This is a genomic window from Streptococcus sp. 2100, assembly GCF_013276335.1.
GTDB classification, from domain to species: Bacteria; Bacillota; Bacilli; order Lactobacillales; family Streptococcaceae; genus Streptococcus; species Streptococcus pseudopneumoniae.
On the sequence record NZ_VMKV01000032.1, the window covers coordinates 1 to 19,314 of the forward strand.

Genomic DNA, 19,314 nt, shown 5'->3' on the forward strand with positions numbered 1-19,314 from the left:
AGCAGATACTGTCGATAGCAGGCTAGCTAATAAAGTACCCGCAATAATTGAAATACCGAATTTGCGATAAAATGTTTTCTTCATTATTTTATCCTCCTAAAAAAATTGTAACACATCTGTTCGTCCCTGTCAATATAGTAAATTGAAATAAGATGTGAACAAATCGATTAGGAAAGTTAAATTAATTTCTAGAAAAGTTTTAGCAGTTGTGGTGTACCATTCTAGTTTCAATCCACTATACAAAGAAAAAAACGGAAAGACATCCCTTTCTCCATTTGAAAAAAGCAGTTACACAACTGCAACTGCTTTTCTATTCTTGCATGGTGTAACCAACACCACGCACGGTTTTAATGTAGCTTTTTTGACCTTTTACATCAAGCTTGCTACGTAGATAACGGATATAGACATCTACGATATTTGTCTCGGTCCCACTTTCATACTTCCAGACACTTTCCAACAACTGCTCACGAGTCAGAACTTTCTTGCTTCCCATAAGTGTCGCCAAAAGGTCATACTCACGGCGAGTCAGAGCAATCATCTCTTCACCACGATAAACCGTGTGATGTTCAACATCTATCCTAAGATTGCGGTAGGTCCTTGGAACTTTCATCAGACTGCAGTGTTGATCAATGAAGTCCCGACCTCGGAAGATCGCCGAAATACGCGCTACCAGATTTTCGATAAGGACTGGCTTATAGATGTATGAAACTGCAAAACGCTGAACAACTTCCAGCTCTTCTTGCAAGTCTTCCCAATGATCTAAAATCATGATGACTGAGGCTGGCTTAGTTCGACTCAGCTTATCTGCAAAATCCTGGGCTGTCATATCCCCCAGATGAGCATTCAATAAAATCAAGTCATAGTCTGTCTGAAGAGCCATGGAGAAGGCTTTTTGCCCCTCCTCAACCTGATCAACTCGGTATTGCTCTTTTTGGAGTTCCAAACTTAAAAAATGAGCTAGATTTCGTTCTTTCTCAAGTAATAAAATCCGTTTCCCCATGGCAGACCTACTTATTTTTCGTCATACCAAGAGTAGTGGAAGGTTCCTTCTTTGTCTTTACGTTGGTAAGTGTGGGCACCAAAGTAATCACGTTGCGCTTGGATCAAGTTAGCTGGAAGATCAGCTGAACGGTAGCTATCAAAGTAAGTAATAGCTGCTGAGAAGGTTGGTACTGGCACACCAGCTTGAACTGCAAGAGCTACGATATCACGCACTGCTTGTTGGTACTTAGCAGTAACATCCAAGAAGTACTCATCCAAAAGAAGGTTGGCAAGGTCTGCATCACGGTTGTAAGCATCTGTAATCTTTTGCAAGAAACGAGAACGGATGATACAGCCATCACGCCAGATAGATGCGATGTCTGCAAATGGCAAGTTCCAGTTATTTTCTTTAGAAGCTACACGTAATTGAGCAAAACCTTGTGCGTATGAGATGATTTTTGAGAAGTAAAGGGCTTGACGGATTTTTTCAATCAATTCAGCCTTATCTCCTTCAAATTTGAAGGCAGCTGGTTTTGGAAGAACCTTGCTAGCATGCACGCGTTCTTCTTTGTAAGTTGAAATGTAGCGAGCAAATACTGACTCAGTAATTAGCGACAATGGCACACCAAGGTCAAGTGATGATTGGCTAGTCCATTTACCAGTTCCCTTGTTACCCGCGGCATCAAGGATGTAGTCTACGATTGGTCCGTCTTGACCTTCATCGTCTTTACGGCTCAAGATATCAGCTGTGATTTCGATCAAGTAGCTGTCCAATTCACCCTTGTTCCACTCAGTAAAGATTTCAGCCATGTCTTCTGCAGAAAGGCCAAGCAAGTGTTGCATCAAGTCATAGCTTTCTGCGATCAATTGCATATCCCCATACTCGATACCGTTGTGAACCATTTTCACATAGTGACCAGCTCCATCAGGACCGATGTAAGTCACACATGGTTTGCCATCTTCTGGTGCTTTAGCTGAAATTTCTTCAAGAACATCTGCAACCAATTCGTAGGCTTCTTTTTGTCCACCAGGCATGATAGACGGCCCTTCAAGGGCACCTTTTTCACCACCAGAAACCCCAGTACCGATAAAGTTGATACCTGAGTTTGCCAATTCTTCATTACGACGGATGGTGTCTTTGTAGAAAGTGTTTCCGCCGTCAATCAAGATATCACCTTTGTCAAGGTGTGGAAGAAGGGCTTGGATAGTAGCATCTGTACCAGGTCCAGCTTGAACCATCAGCATGATACGGCGAGGTTTTTCGATTGAGTTTACAAAACTTTCAACGTCATAGCTTGGTACAAAGTTCTTTTCAGGATGGCAAGCAATCACATCTTCCGTTTTTTCTTTACTACGGTTGTAAATAGCAACTGTGTAACCACGAGATTCAATATTAAGGGCAAGGTTACGACCCATTACGGCCATACCTACGACACCAAAGTTAGCTTTTGTCATTTGACACTCCTCTTGTTTCATTTATTTTATTTTATCATTTTTACTTTTGAAAAGAAAGAATTTTGTAACGACTGCTTAGTAGTCCAAGTCATCTGCATGACCAGCGCCATTTCCGACAAAGTAGCCTGTCTTACAGTTAAGGGTAAAGAGATAGGTTCCATCTGGCTTGTAGAGGTTGTAATAACCATTGCCGTTAACGATATTGACACGTTCAAGGATATATTGGTCTCCAGTGATATAGCCACGTGATCGTGAAGTCGCTAGAATTTGTTCCAAGACACCATCCGCAAAATCCCAGGCAGAGTTGTTACTATCATCAATAGCAGACTGGTTATAGGCAACACGACTGGCACTTCTTTGAACAGCAACACCCGCACTTGATACGCCCATATTGACTTCGCTACGAGAACTTCTAGTCTCATTTGAGGCCGCATTTGAACTACTTGGGCTTGTCTCACTAGTCGTATTTGAGCTTGCTTGACTAGAGCTTGAGCTACTAGTTTCACTTGAACTTGAGCTAGAAGTACTTGTTTGCTGGCTCTTACCAAGGCTGATAGCCTTATCTAGCACTTTATCAAGCTCCGTATTTCCAGTTTTAATATCTGTAAATTTAGCATCCGATTTGGCTTTGACATTGGTCTCCAACACACCATCCACAATAGCTGGTTTTTCAAATTGTGCATTGACATCTTGAATGGCCTTGATTTGCGTTGCTAGACTATCATATTTAGATTTGGCTAGCGTATGTTCACGGCTACCTTCCAGTTTATCAAGCAAGGTTTTGAGTTGACTCAGTTTATCAAACTGGCTATTTTTCAAAGCCGTTTTATTGCTGTCTGTGTAGAAGGCGTCATAAAGTGTATTAAAATCATCCACATCCGATTGATTGGCTGTAGTTGATTGAGAAGTTTCAATCTCCTTGGTCGAGCGATTCACTTGACGGTAAACATAATAAGCACTGACACAGATAATTACTGATACAAGCGCCAAAGCGGTCAAAACAAAGCCTTTTTTGCTTTTCTTTTCTGAGTCTTCTTGTTCCAGACGAAAAAGATTTTGCTCCTCTTCCACTTCTTCAGTCATTTCTGTTGGATTTTCATCCTCTAGCAATAGAGGATCCAAGACTTGCTCCTCATCATCCAGAGGCAAGGGTGGTAAGATGTCTTCAGAAGATGGAACTTCCTCCGAAGAAGCTTCTGACTCTTCTACAGCCTCACGCATCTCTTGAATTAAATCATCTAGACTCTGAGTTTCAACTAACTCCTCTTTTTTGTATTGGCGAGTCGCAAACTTATCTGCTTCGATTTCATCTTTGTGTTGTTTGACATACTTGTCCAAAATGGAATCCTCAGGCAAGACTCCTGCTTCCACTTCCTCATTTTTACGAATAGCTTGACCAACTGTTAGCTCTTTTGCTTCATCAAAATCAAATTGCGGTTCTTGACCTTCTTTTTTATGACGATTTCGTCTTTTTTTACTCATGAGTATCCCTTTCTATTTTACCTCTTGCCGTTTGACACGCTGACCAAAATATTGATACAGATCCACTTTCAAGGTTCCGTTGTATAACTTACGCTTCTTATCTGCTTGGCTACCATACTTGCTTTCAAAGGCTTCATCACTAGTCAAGATAAATTTGCTCCAAGTTTTCAGTGGTGCAAATACTTGACCCATCTCAGCATAAAGCTTGGTCACCCCTGCATCATCTGATAAACGCTCCCCGTAAGGAGGATTGGAGATGATTACACCATTGATTTTATCGGAACGTAAATCCTGCACGCGCATCTGCTTAAAAGTAATGTCTCCTGCAACACCAGCTGCCTGAGCATTGGCCTTAGCAATTTCCACCATGCGAGCATCAATATCACAGCCCATAATATCCAGTTCAAGCTCACGGTCTACTTTTTTAGCCGTTTCTGTACGCACTTCCTGAATCAAGCGATCGCTAATCCAGTTCCATTCTTCAAAAGCAAAAGAGCGACGAAGACCAGGAGCCATCTTTCTGGCAATCATAACCGCTTCAATACAGAAAGTCCCCGAACCACAGGTCGGATCAATCAAAGGCTTGTCTGGATACCAGTTAGAAAGTTGTAAAATAGCTGCCGCCATGTTTTCCTTGATAGGAGCGCCGCCTTTTTCGGTACGATAGCCACGTTTAAAGAGACTGGAGCCTGTCGTATCAATCATGACAGTTGCCACATCTTTGAGAATAGAGACCTCAATCTTAAACTCTGGACCATTCTCCATCAGAGGAACACCTTCTGGGCGAGCATAGTGTTTCTGCAATTTCTTGACAATAGCTTTCTTAGAAATAGCCTGTACACTGGGCTCATTGTGAAGTTTGGACTTAACACATTTGGCTTTTGAAATCGGGAACCGAGCTCCGAGTGGTAAATAATGTTCCCAATCTAAAGCGAAAACTCCCTGAAACAGTTCCTCAAAAGTATTAGCTGGGAAAGTTCCTACGATAATTTTGATACGATCTGCTGCCCGAAGCCAGAGGTTGGTTTCGATAATCGCTCTCACGTCTCCTTGAAAACGCACACGTCCATTTTCAACCTGACAATCGTAGCCCAGCTCTCGCACTTCTCGTCCTACAACAGCTTCAAGCCCTGCTGCCACAGTTGCAATTAAATTAAATTCTTTTTTCATGTTACAGTCTTGCAAGACCTTTCTATATGTCCACTTTAAAAAATGAGGTTGAGAAAATTTCTCAGCCCCAACCTATATGCAATTTTCTATAAGCCATGTTTTGTTCCAGAAGTGACTAGGACCACTTCCTTCGATAATCATCTGTCTACCACTAGCAGCTCTAGCTGATAGCAGTCAGAATACTACGTTCGTTTCCGCGTACTCCATGCCCCGACCAAAATTTGGGTTGCTAGCTTGAGGGGTTTACCGCGTTCCACTCTCTCTGTTTCCAGAAAGACTCCGTCACTGTGGCACTTTCAAGCCTACTCTGGCCTATCCAAGGACTTAGCCATTTCAACTGCCGTAACGATTTCTCGTCCCTAGGCTTATGGTTTCGCCTAGCACAAACACTACAGGCATCACAGCCTGTGCTAGCATGGACTTTCCTCATGAGAAGCAATTCTCCTCACGCGATTATCCAAAAATTGCATGTAACAAGACCTGAATTACAAATCAGTATTGTCTAAAATTTGTTTACCGAATACTTCTTTTTCAAGACGATTCAAGCGTTTCAAAATATCAAAATTCGTCATAGAAGATGAAGCAGCCACATCAATTGGATCTGGGTGACTAGGACTTGGAGCCGAACTCACTTGCGGTTTACGAGTTAATTCTTCCTTCAAATCCGCAATTTCCTGACGAAGTGACTTGACCAAGGCAGCATAGGTTTCATAGTCCTTGATGACATCGTCTAAAAACTCATCAACTTCTACCTTGCTATACCCACGGACTTCACGTCCAAACTCTTGTTCAAAAATATCTTTTGCTGAAAAAATAATACTTGCCATGTCTCTCTCCATTCTCGCTTGCTAGTATTATTATATAAAAAAAGGCAAACAAAAATCAAGGTCAAAGCTTCAATTTTCGGAAAAATTTTCAGCAAGTTCATTTAATTGATCAAATGTTAATCTCTTTATAAAATAGTCCTCTTGATTTTTCATCTTTTGGTAAAAATAAGCTAGCTTCGTTTCATTTTCTTCATCATAAAAAAGATAGGAACTAGTCGTATTTTCCAGTAAAAACTGCTGGTAATCTCTTAACTGCCCCTTGTGTTCATAGCGAGGATAGGCATATTTGACAAAGTCTACCTGCTTAAAGCGGCTCAGTTTCATCTGATTGCCTTCATTCCAATTTTCCCCATGGGTTTCAAAAGCAAAAATGGTCGCCAACTGGAAACCGTACTCGGTTTTCATCTCCTGAGCAACCTCTAAAACCCAATATTCAAAGCCCAAAGTCCCTGTAAATACAAGCCAAGACACACCATCTGCTGCCATAGCCTCTAAATCTTTACGTATCGCTTTTTTAATCAATTTAAGACGAGGATCCTTATCAGAAAATAAACCCAAATCAAAAGCAGAATAGCCTAAAACCAAAGCTGTAGCCATTTTTAACCCTTTCTGTGCAAATTTATGGTATAATAGAGTGATGTTATTGTACCAATAAGGAGAATTATGGTCAACTATCCACATAAACTTTCATCACAAAAAAGACAAACATCTCTTTCTCAACCCAAAAATTTCGCAAATCGAGGAATGTCTTTTGAAAAGATGATCAATGCTACCAACGACTACTATTTGTCTCAGGGCTTGGCTGTTATACACAAGAAACCAACCCCTATTCAAATCGTACGAGTGGACTATCCACAACGAAGTCGTGCCAAGATTGTTGAAGCCTATTTTCGACAAGCTTCAACGACGGACTATTCTGGCGTTTATAATGGATATTACATCGACTTTGAAGCCAAGGAAACAAAACAAAAACGTGCGATTCCGATGAAAAATTTTCATCCACATCAGATTCAGCATATGGAACAAGTCCTTGCCCAACAAGGAATCTGCTTTGTCCTTCTTCACTTTTCTTCTCAGCAAGAAACCTACTTATTGCCGGCATTCGATTTGATTCGCTTCTATCATCAAGATAAGGGACAAAAATCAATGCCACTTGGATATATTCGAGAATATGGATATGAAATCAAGGCTGGTGCCTTCCCTCAAATTCCTTATCTCAATGTTATCAAAGAACATTTATTAGGTGGTAAAACAAGATGAACAAACCAACGATTCTGCGCCTAATCAAGTATCTGAGCATTAGCTTCTTAAGCTTGGTTATCGCAGCCATTGTCTTAGGCGGAGGAGTTTTTTTCTACTACGTTAGTAAGGCTCCTAGCCTATCCGAGAGTAAACTAGTTGCAACAACCTCTAGTAAAATCTACGACAATAAAAATCAACTCATTGCTGACTTGGGTTCTGAACGCCGCGTCAATGCCCAAGCTAATGATATTCCCACAGATTTGGTTAAGGCAATCGTGTCTATCGAAGACCATCGCTTCTTTGACCACAGGGGGATCGATACGATTCGGATTATGGGAGCCTTCTTACGTAACTTACAAAGTAATTCTTTACAGGGGGGATCAACCCTAACCCAACAGTTGATTAAGTTGACCTATTTCTCAACATCAACTTCGGATCAAAACATCTCCCGAAAAGCACAAGAGGCTTGGCTAGCTATCCAATTGGAACAAAAAGCTACCAAACAAGAAATCCTTACCTACTACATCAATAAGGTCTATATGTCAAATGGTAATTATGGAATGCAGACAGCAGCCCAAAATTACTATGGTAAAGATCTAAAGGATCTATCTTTACCACAATTAGCTTTGTTAGCAGGTATGCCTCAGGCTCCGAATCAATACGATCCCTATTCTCATCCAGAAGCTGCCCTTGACCGCCGTAACTTGGTACTTTCAGAGATGAAAGGTCAAGGCTACATTTCTGCCGAACAGTATGAGAAGGCTATCAATACTCCTATTACTGATGGACTCCAAAGTTTGAAATCAGTCAATAGCTACCCAGTATATATGGACAATTATCTCAAAGAGGTTATCGACCAAGTAGAACAAGAAACTGGCTATAACCTTCTAACTACTGGGATGGATGTCTACACAAATGTAGACCAAGAGGCTCAAAAACATCTGTGGGATATCTACAACTCCGATCAATACGTCTCTTACCCTGACGATGATTTGCAAGTCGCATCTACGGTCGTAGATGTTTCAAATGGTAAAGTCATTGCCCAACTTGGAGCTCGTCACCAAGCAAGTAACGTTTCATTTGGCACCAACCAAGCTGTGGAAACCAATCGTGACTGGGGTTCTACTATGAAACCAATCACTGACTATGCTCCCGCTTTAGAATATGGAGTCTATGACTCTACTGCGTCTATTGTACATGATGTTCCTTATAACTATCCTGGCACTGATACTCCACTCTACAACTGGGATCATGGCTACTTTGGAAACATTACAATCCAGTATGCTCTTCAACAATCACGAAATGTCACAGCCGTTGAGACTTTGAATAAGGTCGGTCTAGATAGAGCTAAAACCTTCCTTAATGGTCTTGGTATCGACTATCCAAGCATGCATTATGCAAACGCCATTTCAAGTAACACAACTGAATCCAACAAACAGTACGGTGCAAGTAGTGAAAAAATGGCAGTTGCCTACGCAGCTTTTGCTAATGGTGGTATTTACCACAAACCAATGTATATCAATAAAATCGTCTTCAGTGATGGTAGTGAAAAAGAATTTTCTGATGCCGGTACTCGGGCTATGAAAGAAACTACTGCCTATATGATGACCGAAATGATGAAAACTGTCTTAGTATACGGAATCGGACGTGGAGCCTACCTACCTTGGCTTCCACAAGCAGGTAAAACAGGTACTTCTAACTATACTGACGAAGAAATTGAAAAGTATATCAAGAACACTGGCTACGTAGCTCCAGATGAAACGTTTGTAGGTTATACTCGTAAGTATTCTATGGCTGTATGGACTGGTTACTCAAATCGTTTAACTCCAATTGTTGGAGATCGTTTCCTAGTTGCTGCTAAGGTTTATCGCTCAATGATATCGTATCTATCAGAAGATGACCAACCTGGAGATTGGACGATGCCAGACGGCCTATTCCGAAATGGAGAATTCGTCTTCCAAAATAGTGCCAAGAACACATGGAATAATTCAGTAACACAACAAACACAAACGGTAGAAACTCCAAGCACAACAGCTGAAAGTTCAACTACACAGGCAAGTACGACGGTTGGTCAACAACCCAATAATGCTCCAGCAACTGATCCTAGCCAAGGACAAGCTGGTCAAGCTGTTCAACCGACACAACCAGTACAACCAACGCCACAAAATCCACAAGTTCAACAACCACAACAGTGAGATGAAAGAAAATCCTGAGAATAAAAACTCAGGATTTTGTCATTTTCAAAATGAAATACAGAGGTCAAGTACATTTTCCCACAATAAAACGCATACGATCAAGGCTTTTCATTCATTACCTGACAATATGCGTTTTGCTTTTAAGGACTTTTTGCTCAGTCTCTTTTTATTTTATTTAACATGTTTGGCAAGTTCTTCTTGCGCTTTTTTATTGGATTCTGCTTTTTCTTTCATCCATTTTTCTTGAGCTTTTTGATATTCATCTGCAGTAACTGCCTTGTCTTGAAGTTCAAGGTATTTATACAAGACTGGGTCACTTGTACCTTTATTTCCTGACAATGCAAATGGTATTGTAAATGGTACCATCTTAGACAAGATTGGACGACCAGTTTTAGAAGTTGTTGGGATGATCAAGGCACTATCTGTCAACCAAGCTTGGGCTGCTGCGTATTTATCATATCGTTTAGCAACATCTGTAGTCTCATCACCAGCTTCAGTAACCAATTTTTCGTAGTCATATAGACCTACTTTTTTAGCAGCTACATTATCTTCCCCTGAGTCAAATCCTAAATATGTTTTAGTACTTTCTCCTACAGAAGGTTTGATAATATCAAGGTAGGTTGATGGATCGGCAAAGTCTGGACCCCAACCGACATTATCTGATAAATCCCAGTCTTCGCCAGCAGCATTTTCGGCAAATAGAGTTACATTAAGCAATTCATCTTTTTGCAATTGTTGGATATCAATAACGACATTATCAGTTCCTAAAGTTGCTTCCAAGGATTGTTTCATAGATTGGACACGTTGAACTTTTGTAGTTGCTGTCTGGTCAACAGGCATATCTAGGTGAATTGGGAATTGTACTCCCTCAGCTTGTAGGGCTGATTTGGCTTTGGCAAATTCTGCTTTAGCTTTTTCTGGATTGTAAAGACCATCTTGTGAATCTGCAAGATTGACATCCTTCCATTCATCCCCATAAGTCACTAATTTTTCTTTGACTATATCGCCAAAGTTCTTCCCATCTGCTTGAACAAATGTTGGTGGCACAAAGAGATTACGCAAGATTTTGCTTGCACCAGTTTCTCCATTCAACTGAGAGGCATAAGCTGTACGGTCAAAACCAAAGGCAATAGCCTGACGGAAATCCTTGTTTAAGAGAGCCTTTTTAGTAGATGTCTTTTGTTCTTCGCTAGTCTTAGATGTGTGTTTATAAGATTGACGGTCAATATTTGTCCCTACTAGATAAGTCGTAGAGTCTTGTTGCGTATAGACGATATTGTCTTTCATACTCTTCTCAAGCTCTGCGAAACTTGCACTTGTTGGATAGAGACGAGCTGCTGTAAGGCTACCATCTTTAAAGTTTTCTGCTGGTTTGCTGGTATCTTGCCCATCCCAGAATGACAATTTAACTTTGTCAATATGCACATTGTCCTTATCCCAGTAGTTCGGATTTTTCGCAAATTCAACAGAGGATTTGGTCACAATGGATTTCAACAAATAAGGGCCGTTATACAAGAGACTACTTGGATCCGTAGCTTTGGCAAAATCATCCCCTTTTGAGTTCAAAAACTCTTCATTGACTGGCGCAAGCACACCCATGGTTGTTTTAGAATTCCAAAAAGTTTCAGGCTTGTTCAAGGTGTATTGGATTGTTTGGTCGTCAAGGGCTTTAATCCCGACTTGAGCGAAGTCTGTGATTTCACCTTTGGCATAGGCATCCAGACCTTTGATTGAATCCTGTACCAAGTAAAGGGCTTCTGCTTTCTTATCTGTTGCATATTTAAGTCCTGTCACAAAGTCCTGAGCCTTAACAGGAGCGTACTCTTCTCCCTCAGATGTATACCACTTGGCATCCTGACGAATCTTATAAGTATAAGTCAAGCCATCCTTAGAGACTGACCAGTCTTCTGCCAATGAAGGAACAAGGTTCCCGTATTTATCATTTTCAAGCAATCCATCAATGACATTACTAGTAATCTCAGAAGTTGCTGCCTTACCAGTTGTCAAATAGTTGAGATTATCTGGATGTGTTTCGTAGGTAAACGCAAAGGTCTTTTCACCTTGAGCGCCTGAACCCCCAGAACAAGCAGCTAAAACACCAGCTGCTAATAAAGTTACTCCCACAAGAGCCAATACTTTTCTTGTTTTCATAGCATTCTCCTTTGTTTTTTATTCATTATAGACCCTTTTTCAAGTTCTGTCAATAGAATTTTCTGAATTTTAAGAGTTATTTGTTATATTTGATATATTCTGAAAAATAAAATTGTTCATTTATGCCAAAAAAGCATTCTAGTCCATCTCCGATTAACGATGGACGTTATCACCTCCTTCTCCAGTCCTTGTATAACATCTTGAAGTTGATTCATGACATCTTCCAAAGTTCGAAAGGCTTTATTCTTAAATCCACGTTTACGAATCTCTTTCCACACTTGTTCAATGGGGTTCATCTCTGGTGTGTATGGAGGAATAAAGGTAAAGCCAATATTAGTCGGAATCTTTAAGGTACTTGATTTATGCCATATGGCATTGTCCATAACGAGTAAAAGATAATCATCTGGATAAGCTTGTGAAAGCTCTTCTAAAAAGGCGTTCATCCACTCAGTATGACATCCACCAGCGATTAAGAAAAATGATTCGCCTGTATGGGCATCAACAGCTCCATAACAATAGCAAAATTCTCGTATATAGTGACTATGGACATGTGGACCTACTCCTATTGGAGCCCAACAAGATCCCAGTTTACTGATTCTACCGAAACCAGCCTCATCTTGGTACATCAAGCGAACCTTACGAAAATGCCTACTGGTTTTAAAGCGCTTTCTGAGCTTCTTGAATTGAGATTTTATTTTTAGACGCGACAATGGTTTGAGAGTCTACTTTCTTGGGATGTGCTGGACGTGGCCTAATATTTCGCCAACCATGGTGCTTCAACAGTTGATAGAAGGTATCACGTGTGTAGGAAGGACCTAACTCCTTTTTATAAGCCTGAAATAAGGCATCAATTGTAACAAATTCTCCTGCCTCTGCAGCCTTCAAATGGCGAGCAAGAAAGGCTTTTTCTTCCTCAACTGTCATATATGATGGTTACGACCACCACGTGTTTCTTGAAGGAGAGAATCGAGTCCGAACTCCTCATATTTTTTTACAGTTGGCCAAATCGTTGTTTGATTACAGTCTAAAAGCTCTATAATCTCTTTATAAGATTTACTCATCAGACGAAATAGAACGATTTGAAGGCGTTTATGATATTTAGCTGTACTAGAGTCTTTTAAAAGTGTTTTGATAGCTTGGATTTCTTCTTTAGTTGATTTCATATTACTATTATATAGTGCTTTTTGATTTTAGCTTAGTATTAATCGATTGTTCTACTTTTTGCCTCCAAAACCTTGGAAAAAGGCTTTCTTTTGTGATATACTTCACATATAAATACAAGAGAGCTCGTCATACTCGACTCTGTTGACACAAAATCAATCCAGTCCCGTTGTCCCTGTTCTCGGTCAATATCAAGGAGGATAGCTATGAAAGCTGTTGTTGTAAATCCAGAAAGCACTGGTGTTGCTGTTGAAGAAAAAGTGCTCCGTCCACTTGAAACTGGGGAAGCACTTGTAGAAGTTGAATACTGTGGCGTTTGCCACACCGACCTCCACGTTGCTCATGGTGACTTTGGTCAAGTCCCAAGACGTGTTCTTGGCCACGAAGGTATCGGTATCGTTAAAGAGATTGCTCCAGATGTGAAAAGCCTTAAAGTCGGTGACCGCGTCAGCGTTGCTTGGTTCTTTGAAGGATGTGGCACTTGCGAATACTGTACAACTGGTCGCGAAACCCTTTGCCGTACAGTGAAAAATGCTGGCTACTCAGTAGACGGTGGTATGGCTGAACAATGTATCGTAACTGCTGACTATGCTGTTAAAGTTCCTGACGGACTTGATCCAGCCCAAGCTTCTTCTATCACATGTGCTGGTGTAACAACCTATAAAGCTATTAAAGAAGCCAAAGTTGAACCAGGCCAATGGGTTGTTCTTTACGGTGCTGGTGGACTTGGTAACCTAGCTGTTCAATATGCTAAAAAAGTATTCAATGCTCATGTTATCGCAGTTGATATCAACAATGACAAACTTGCCCTTGCAAAAGAAGTAGGCGCTGACATTGTTATTAACGGCCTCGAAGTTGAAGATGTACCTGGACTTATCAAGGAAAAAACTGATGGAGGTGCTCACTCAGCTGTCGTAACTGCTGTGTCTAAAGTTGCCTTCAATCAGGCTGTTGACTCAGTTCGTGCTGGTGGTCGCGTAGTCGCTGTTGGTCTTCCTTCTGAAATGATGGAACTTAGCATCGTAAAAACCGTTCTAGATGGAATCCAAGTCATCGGTTCTCTTGTAGGAACTCGTAAAGACTTGGAAGAAGCCTTCCAATTCGGTGCAGAAGGTTTAGTAGTTCCAGTTGTTCAAAAACGTCCAATAGAAGATGCCGTAGCCATTTTCGACGAAATGGAAAAAGGTCAAATCCAAGGACGTATGGTACTCGACTTCACCCACTAATCTAATAGAAACCTATTTTAAAAGTTGGAAGCTTCTTTCAACTTTTTTATATTAAATTTTTAAATGTGGATTCAATATTACTCCTCAAAAAACTCAATATATCAACATCCAAAAGTAAAAGTTTTTTTAATTTTTTATGATAAATAGTTGCTTTTTACATGAAAACGGTTTATACTTAAACAGTCTTAAAGTTTTCTTAAATGAAAACTAAAACAAAAAAGGAGGAATGACAATAATGAGTATCGGAATCATTATTGCGAGCCACGGCGAATTTGCTGCGGGTATTCATCAGTCAGGATCTATGATCTTTGGTGAACAAGAAAAGGTTCAAGTTGTGACCTTTATGCCAAATGAAGGTCCTGATGATCTATACGCTAAGTTTAATAACGCTGTTGCTGCATTTGACGCAGAAGATGAGGTTCTAGTTTTGGCTGACCTTTGGAGTGGTTCTCCATTTAACCAAGCTAGTCGCGTGATGGGAGAAAATCCTGAGCGTAAGTTTGCCATCATCACAGGACTTAACTTACCGATGTTGATTCAAGCCTACACAGAGCGCCTCATGGACGCTGCTGCAGGTGTAGAAAAAGTCGCTGCTAATATCATTAAAGAAGCCAAAGATGGCATCAAAGCTCTTCCAGAAGAGCTAAATCCAGTTGAAGAAGTTGCAAGCGCTGCAGCTGCTCCAGTTGCCCAAGCTGCTATCCCAGAAGGAACTGTTATCGGAGACGGTAAATTGAAAATCAATCTTGCCCGTCTTGACACACGTCTACTTCACGGTCAGGTTGCAACTGCTTGGACTCCAGATTCAAAAGCAAATCGTATCATCGTTGCTTCAGATAACGTGGCTAAAGACGACCTTCGTAAAGAATTGATTAAACAAGCAGCTCCAGGTAATGTCAAGGCTAACGTGGTTCCAATTCAAAAACTGATTGAGATTTCAAAAGACCCACGTTTTGGAGAAACACATGCCCTTATCTTGTTTGAAACACCTCAAGATGCCCTTCGTGCCATCGAAGGCGGCGTGCCAATCAAGACTCTTAACGTTGGTTCTATGGCTCACTCAACAGGTAAAACATTGGTCAATACCGTTTTGTCGATGGACAAAGAAGATGTTGCTACATTTGAAAAAATGCGTGACTTGGGTGTTGAATTTGATGTCCGTAAAGTACCGAATGATTCTAAAAAAGATTTGTTTGACTTGATTAACAAAGCCAATGTCAAATAAGCCATTATTTATGAAAGGATTTTAAACATGTCTATTATTTCTATGGTTTTAGTAGTCGTTGTAGCCTTCTTTGCAGGTCTTGAAGGCATCCTCGACCAGTTCCAATTTCACCAACCACTTGTAGCCTGTACCCTTATTGGGCTTGTAACAGGTCACTTGGAAGCAGGGATTATCCTCGGTGGATCGCTTCAAATGATTGCCCTTGGTTGGTCAAATATCGGTGCTGCTATCGCTCCTGATGCTGCACTTGCTTCTGTCGCTGCTGCCATTATCATGGTTCTTGGTGGTGACTTTACCAAGACTGGTATCGGTGTTGCCCAAGCGGTTGCTATCCCTCTTGCCGTAGCTGGACTTTTCTTGACAATGATTGTTCGTACAATTTCAGTTGGTTTGGTTCATACTGCAGATGCTGCCGCTAAAAAAGGTGACTTCGGCGCTGTGGAGCGTGCGCATTTCATTGCGCTACTTTTCCAAGGACTTCGTATCGCGCTTCCTGCAGCTCTTCTCCTTATGGTACCAACTGAAACTGTACAAAGTATCCTTAGTGCCATGCCAGACTGGCTCAAAGATGGTATGGCTATCGGTGGTGGTATGGTCGTTGCCGTTGGTTACGCCATGGTTATCAACATGATGGCAACTCGTGAAGTATGGCCATTCTTCGCTCTTGGTTTCGTTCTCGCTGCTGTGTCAGATATTACTCTAATCGGATTCGGTGCTATCGGTGTTGCTATCGCTCTTATATACCTTCACCTTTCTAAAACTGGTGGAAATGGTGGCGGAGGAGCCGCAACTTCTAACGACCCAATCGGCGATATCCTAGAAGACTACTAAGATAAGAAAGGACTGAAAACATCATGACTGAAAAACTTCAATTAACTAAATCAGATCGTAAAAAAGTTTGGTGGCGTTCAACCTTCTTACAAGGGTCTTGGAACTTTGAACGGATGCAAAACTTGGGCTGGGCTTATACACTCATTCCAGCTATCAAAAAACTCTATACTAAAAAAGAAGATCAAATCGCTGCTCTTGAGCGTCACCTTGAGTTCTTCAACACTCATCCATACGTAGCTGCTCCAGTCATGGGGGTTACTCTTGCGCTTGAAGAAGAACGTGCTAACGGTGTGGAAATCGATGACGCTGCTATCCAAGGGGTTAAAATCGGTATGATGGGACCTCTTGCTGGTATCGGTGACCCAGTATTCTGGTTTACAGTACGCCCAATCCTTGGATCTCTCGGTGCTTCACTTGCCCTTACTGGCAATATCTTGGGTCCACTCCTCTTCTTTGTTGCATGGAACTTGATTCGTATGTCATTCTTGTGGTATGTTCAAGAGATTGGATATAAGGCTGGATCAGAAATCACCAAAGATATGTCTGGTGGTATCCTTCAAGATATCACTAAAGGAGCTTCTATCCTTGGGATGTTCATTCTTGCTGTCCTTGTTCAACGTTGGGTAAATATTAAATTTGCTTTCGATGTTTCTAAAGTTCAACTAGATGAAAAGGCTTATATCCATTGGGATAAATTGCCAGAAGGGTCTAAAGGTATCCAAGAAGCATTCGCACAAGTAGGACAAGGATTGTCTCAAACTCCTGAAAAAGTTACTACTTTCCAACAAAACTTGGATATGTTGATTCCTGGATTATCAGGACTACTCCTTACTTTACTTTGCATGTACTTACTTAAGAAAAAAGTATCTCCAATCACTATTATCCTTGCCCTCTTCGCAGTGGGTATTGTGGCACATGTTCTTCACATCATGTAATCAAGCAACTAAAAAGGAACCAGGTTCTAAAATCTGATTCCTTTTTTCTAGGCTTTTATACTCAATGAAAATCAAAGAGCAAACTAGGAAGCGAGCCGCAGGCTGTACTTGAGTACGGCAAGGCGAAGCTGACGTGGTTTGAATTTGATTTTCGAAGAGTATTATTCTGCCAAGGCTCCCATTGGATCCCAAGGTGCAAGTACGATTGGTTCTGCTCCATAGGCAGCTTGTTCTTCTGCTGTCAGCAATTCCTTACGAACAACGATTTGGTAAGTGTATTCGTCCATCCAAGCGTCTGAGGCAACAAAGTAACCATCTGTACCGACCTTGTCTCCCCATGAGTTTTCAACCTTCCACTTGGTTGATTTACCATTTTCGTCCAAGTCAACACCTGTCAAGACCATGGCGTGGGTCATCAAGCTTTCGCTATAGTCCAAACGTCCAGCCTTGTCTTGAGTAAGTTTAATGTCCATGCTTGATTCAAAGTCATAAACATCTGTCGCAAGGATTCCAGCTTTGCGGTTGCTGAGCTGGCCAACATCAGAACCAAACCAAACAGTCTCACCTGCTTGCATTTGGGCAATCGCCAATTCTTTCAAGCGCTCCATTGGAACGTTGATGTAGCGAACTGCACGGCTACCAACGACATTTCCCAACATCTCAACTGTGTAAGATTTACCGTATGGTTTATCAGCAGTTGGAGCATTGATAACAGAAACGTAGTCTTCTAAAGGAAGATTGACATATTTCTTGTAAAATTCCTGTGGAGTAATACCTTTTTCGCTTTGGTAGTTATTATCCTTATCACGATAAGCAAAGTCAAATTTACGTGGTGGTAGTCCTAGTGACATGGCAAGGAAGTTAAAGATCTCTTGCAAGAGGTCTTCTTTCTTAGCTTGAACAGTCGCTTGGTCTGCGCCAGAAGCTAGTAAGTCACGCAAGATTTGAGCATCTTGGCGCAGCAATTTGTTAAGGATTGCATTTAGCTCACGGCTGCTACTAGATGAAACAGACTCAGGATAAACTGACTTAGGCACGACACCGTATTTTTCAAAGAGGGAAACGACCATATCCCATTGACCACCATCTTGTTGTGGTATTTGGAGTAAGAAGCTAACCTTACGGCTCGTCAATTCTTGGTCTGCAGTCGCAATGACTTGCTCCAAGAACCAGTTTGATTTCTCATACTTGTCCCAGAAGAAAGTGTGGGCTTGTGACAACTCAAAGTTCTCCAATTTGTATTGCGAGATGAGTTTGTGGCGAAAAGTGTTGAGAGCCGCAAACATCCAGCAACGACCAGACGCTTTCTGGTTAGTGACCTTGTCCTTGGTTAAATCCAATGAGAAAACAGGTGTGTTGTCTACATGGCTTTGGCGACGTTCCAGAGCTGCAAAAATTCCGTTGTGGCTAGCAGCATTTTCAATCGCTTGGTATTTTACATTTGCTTCATAGTTGGCAAATAGTTTATCAGTAAATGATTCTTGAATCGCGTTCATAGATTCCTCCTTTTATTCTACAGTCTATTATAACTCTTTTCACAAAGGAAGCAACTAAAAAACATAAAAGGCAAGGACATTCTTCCTCACCTTTTTCAAATATAAATCAAATTAAGCAATACTAGCAAGGAGAATTTCTAAGTCTTCCTTGGTCAAGCGACGCCATTCCCCTCGTTCCAGGTTCTCATCTAATACTAAAGTTCCCATAGTCAATCGTTGCAAGTCCACCACTTCCTTGCCACAGTAGCCCACCATACGCTTGACCTGATGAAACTTTCCTTCTGCAATAGTCACACGGATTTGGCTCTGATTCTTTTCTGCATCTGTGGAAAGAATCTCCAGTCTAGCGGGTTGACAAGTAAAGTCTTTGAGAGGAATACCCTTGGCAAATATCTCCACATCTTCTTGTGTCATAATTCCCTTGACCTGAGCCAGATAGGTCTTATCCACATGACGCTTGGGTGAAAGAAGAGCATGGGCAAGCTGACCGTCATTGGTCAGGAGCAGGAGTCCATGCGTATCGATATCCAAGCGCCCTACTGGGAAAACTTCCTTGCTCCGAGCAATATCATCCAACAAGTCCAGAACGGTTCTGTGCTTGGGATCCTCAGTCGCTGAGATAACTCCTTGGGGCTTGTTCATCATATAGTAGACAAACTCCTCATACTCCAACACTTGCCCATCAAAGCGAATCTCATCTCTTTCTTCATCAATCTGCAATTTAGCTGATTTTTCTTTTTTACCATTTACAGTCACGCGCCCAGCCTTGAGCAAGTTTTTGACCTCAGTCCGACTTCCCACCGCACAGGCAACTAAAAATTTATCTAATCTCATAGAACTATTATATCATATCAAAAGGAGGCTAGTACAATGACCTACCTCCTTTTCGTTTCATACTCTTCAAAAATCTCTTCAAACCGCGTCAACGTCGCCTTGC

At 41.2% G+C, this 19,314-nt stretch carries 15 protein-coding genes, 1 other RNA gene and 2 pseudogenes; 6 read left to right on the forward strand and 12 right to left on the reverse strand.

Annotation, left to right across the window (positions count from 1 at the left end; genetic code table 11):
- The 8 genes and pseudogenes from HT669_RS11095 to HT669_RS05575 all read right to left on the reverse strand — a co-directional run.
- Nucleotides 1-84: pseudogene (locus HT669_RS11095) on the reverse strand (peptidase); the annotation flags it as partial.
- Nucleotides 85-310: 226 nt separating this feature from the next.
- A complete protein-coding gene (locus HT669_RS05545; protein ID WP_000518020.1) occupies nucleotides 311-1,000 on the reverse strand; it encodes a response regulator transcription factor in 690 nt (229 codons plus the stop codon).
- A gap of 11 nt (nucleotides 1,001-1,011) precedes the next feature.
- Complete coding sequence (gndA, locus tag HT669_RS05550; RefSeq protein ID WP_000158778.1) at nucleotides 1,012-2,436, reverse strand: NADP-dependent phosphogluconate dehydrogenase; 1,425 nt, start codon at nucleotides 2,434-2,436, stop codon at nucleotides 1,012-1,014.
- A 75-nt stretch (nucleotides 2,437-2,511) separates the two neighbouring features.
- A complete protein-coding gene (gene mapZ / locus HT669_RS05555) occupies nucleotides 2,512-3,918 on the reverse strand; it encodes a mid-cell-anchored protein MapZ (protein ID WP_172922006.1) in 1,407 nt (468 codons plus the stop codon).
- A 12-nt stretch (nucleotides 3,919-3,930) separates the two neighbouring features.
- The gene (locus tag HT669_RS05560) at nucleotides 3,931-5,088 is read right to left on the reverse strand and encodes a class I SAM-dependent RNA methyltransferase (RefSeq protein ID WP_172922007.1); all 1,158 of its coding nucleotides are present in this window, start codon (nucleotides 5,086-5,088) and stop codon (nucleotides 3,931-3,933) included.
- A gap of 84 nt (nucleotides 5,089-5,172) precedes the next feature.
- Nucleotides 5,173-5,553: RNase P RNA component class B (rnpB, locus tag HT669_RS05565), an RNA gene on the reverse strand.
- 20 nt (nucleotides 5,554-5,573) lie between these two features.
- Nucleotides 5,574-5,915, reverse strand: a complete 342-nt coding sequence (gpsB, locus tag HT669_RS05570) for a cell division regulator GpsB (protein ID WP_000146532.1) — start codon at nucleotides 5,913-5,915, stop codon at nucleotides 5,574-5,576.
- 69 nt (nucleotides 5,916-5,984) lie between these two features.
- Nucleotides 5,985-6,512 (reverse strand): DUF1273 domain-containing protein, encoded by a 528-nt coding sequence (locus tag HT669_RS05575; RefSeq protein WP_000179553.1) that lies wholly within the window; start codon nucleotides 6,510-6,512, stop codon nucleotides 5,985-5,987.
- Between the two features lie 66 nt (nucleotides 6,513-6,578).
- Here HT669_RS05575 and recU point away from each other — a divergent pair, with 66 nt between their 5' ends.
- Nucleotides 6,579-7,175 carry a Holliday junction resolvase RecU gene (gene recU / locus HT669_RS05580; RefSeq protein ID WP_000248777.1) on the forward strand — a complete coding sequence of 199 codons (597 nt, stop codon included), beginning with the start codon at nucleotides 6,579-6,581 and terminating at the stop codon, nucleotides 7,173-7,175.
- Nucleotides 7,172-9,352 carry a penicillin-binding protein PBP1A gene (gene pbp1a / locus HT669_RS05585; protein ID WP_172922008.1) on the forward strand — a complete coding sequence of 727 codons (2,181 nt, stop codon included), beginning with the start codon at nucleotides 7,172-7,174 and terminating at the stop codon, nucleotides 9,350-9,352. Before recU ends, pbp1a begins: the two co-directional genes overlap by 4 nt.
- A 171-nt stretch (nucleotides 9,353-9,523) precedes the next feature.
- Here the strand turns inward: pbp1a and HT669_RS05590 are convergent, their stop codons facing one another.
- Entirely contained in the window at nucleotides 9,524-11,503 is a 1,980-nt protein-coding gene (locus HT669_RS05590; RefSeq protein WP_172922009.1) for a peptide ABC transporter substrate-binding protein, read from the reverse strand.
- Between the two features lie 116 nt (nucleotides 11,504-11,619).
- Nucleotides 11,620-12,666: pseudogene (locus tag HT669_RS05595) on the reverse strand (IS630 family transposase).
- Nucleotides 12,667-12,870: 204 nt separating this feature from the next.
- Between HT669_RS05595 and adhP the strand changes: the two are divergent.
- From adhP to HT669_RS05615, 4 genes are all read left to right on the forward strand, one after another.
- Nucleotides 12,871-13,890 (forward strand): alcohol dehydrogenase AdhP, encoded by a 1,020-nt coding sequence (gene adhP, locus HT669_RS05600; RefSeq protein ID WP_023935615.1) that lies wholly within the window; start codon nucleotides 12,871-12,873, stop codon nucleotides 13,888-13,890.
- A gap of 235 nt (nucleotides 13,891-14,125) precedes the next feature.
- Nucleotides 14,126-15,115: a PTS sugar transporter subunit IIB gene (locus HT669_RS05605; RefSeq protein ID WP_000021972.1), complete on the forward strand. Its 990-nt coding sequence runs from the start codon at nucleotides 14,126-14,128 to the stop codon at nucleotides 15,113-15,115.
- A 27-nt stretch (nucleotides 15,116-15,142) separates the two neighbouring features.
- Nucleotides 15,143-15,946 (forward strand): PTS mannose/fructose/sorbose transporter subunit IIC, encoded by an 804-nt coding sequence (locus tag HT669_RS05610; RefSeq protein ID WP_000022715.1) that lies wholly within the window; start codon nucleotides 15,143-15,145, stop codon nucleotides 15,944-15,946.
- A 23-nt stretch (nucleotides 15,947-15,969) separates the two neighbouring features.
- Nucleotides 15,970-16,881, forward strand: coding sequence for a PTS system mannose/fructose/sorbose family transporter subunit IID (locus tag HT669_RS05615; RefSeq protein ID WP_000136861.1), 912 nt, complete (start codon nucleotides 15,970-15,972; stop codon nucleotides 16,879-16,881).
- A gap of 161 nt (nucleotides 16,882-17,042) precedes the next feature.
- Here HT669_RS05615 and pepC read toward each other — a convergent pair whose 3' ends face one another.
- Both pepC and HT669_RS05625 read right to left on the reverse strand, forming a co-directional pair.
- Nucleotides 17,043-18,377, reverse strand: a complete 1,335-nt coding sequence (gene pepC / locus HT669_RS05620) for an aminopeptidase C (RefSeq protein ID WP_000991655.1) — start codon at nucleotides 18,375-18,377, stop codon at nucleotides 17,043-17,045.
- Between the two features lie 111 nt (nucleotides 18,378-18,488).
- Complete coding sequence (locus HT669_RS05625; RefSeq protein WP_001234889.1) at nucleotides 18,489-19,211, reverse strand: pseudouridine synthase; 723 nt, start codon at nucleotides 19,209-19,211, stop codon at nucleotides 18,489-18,491.
- Nucleotides 19,212-19,314: the final 103 nt, after the last annotated feature.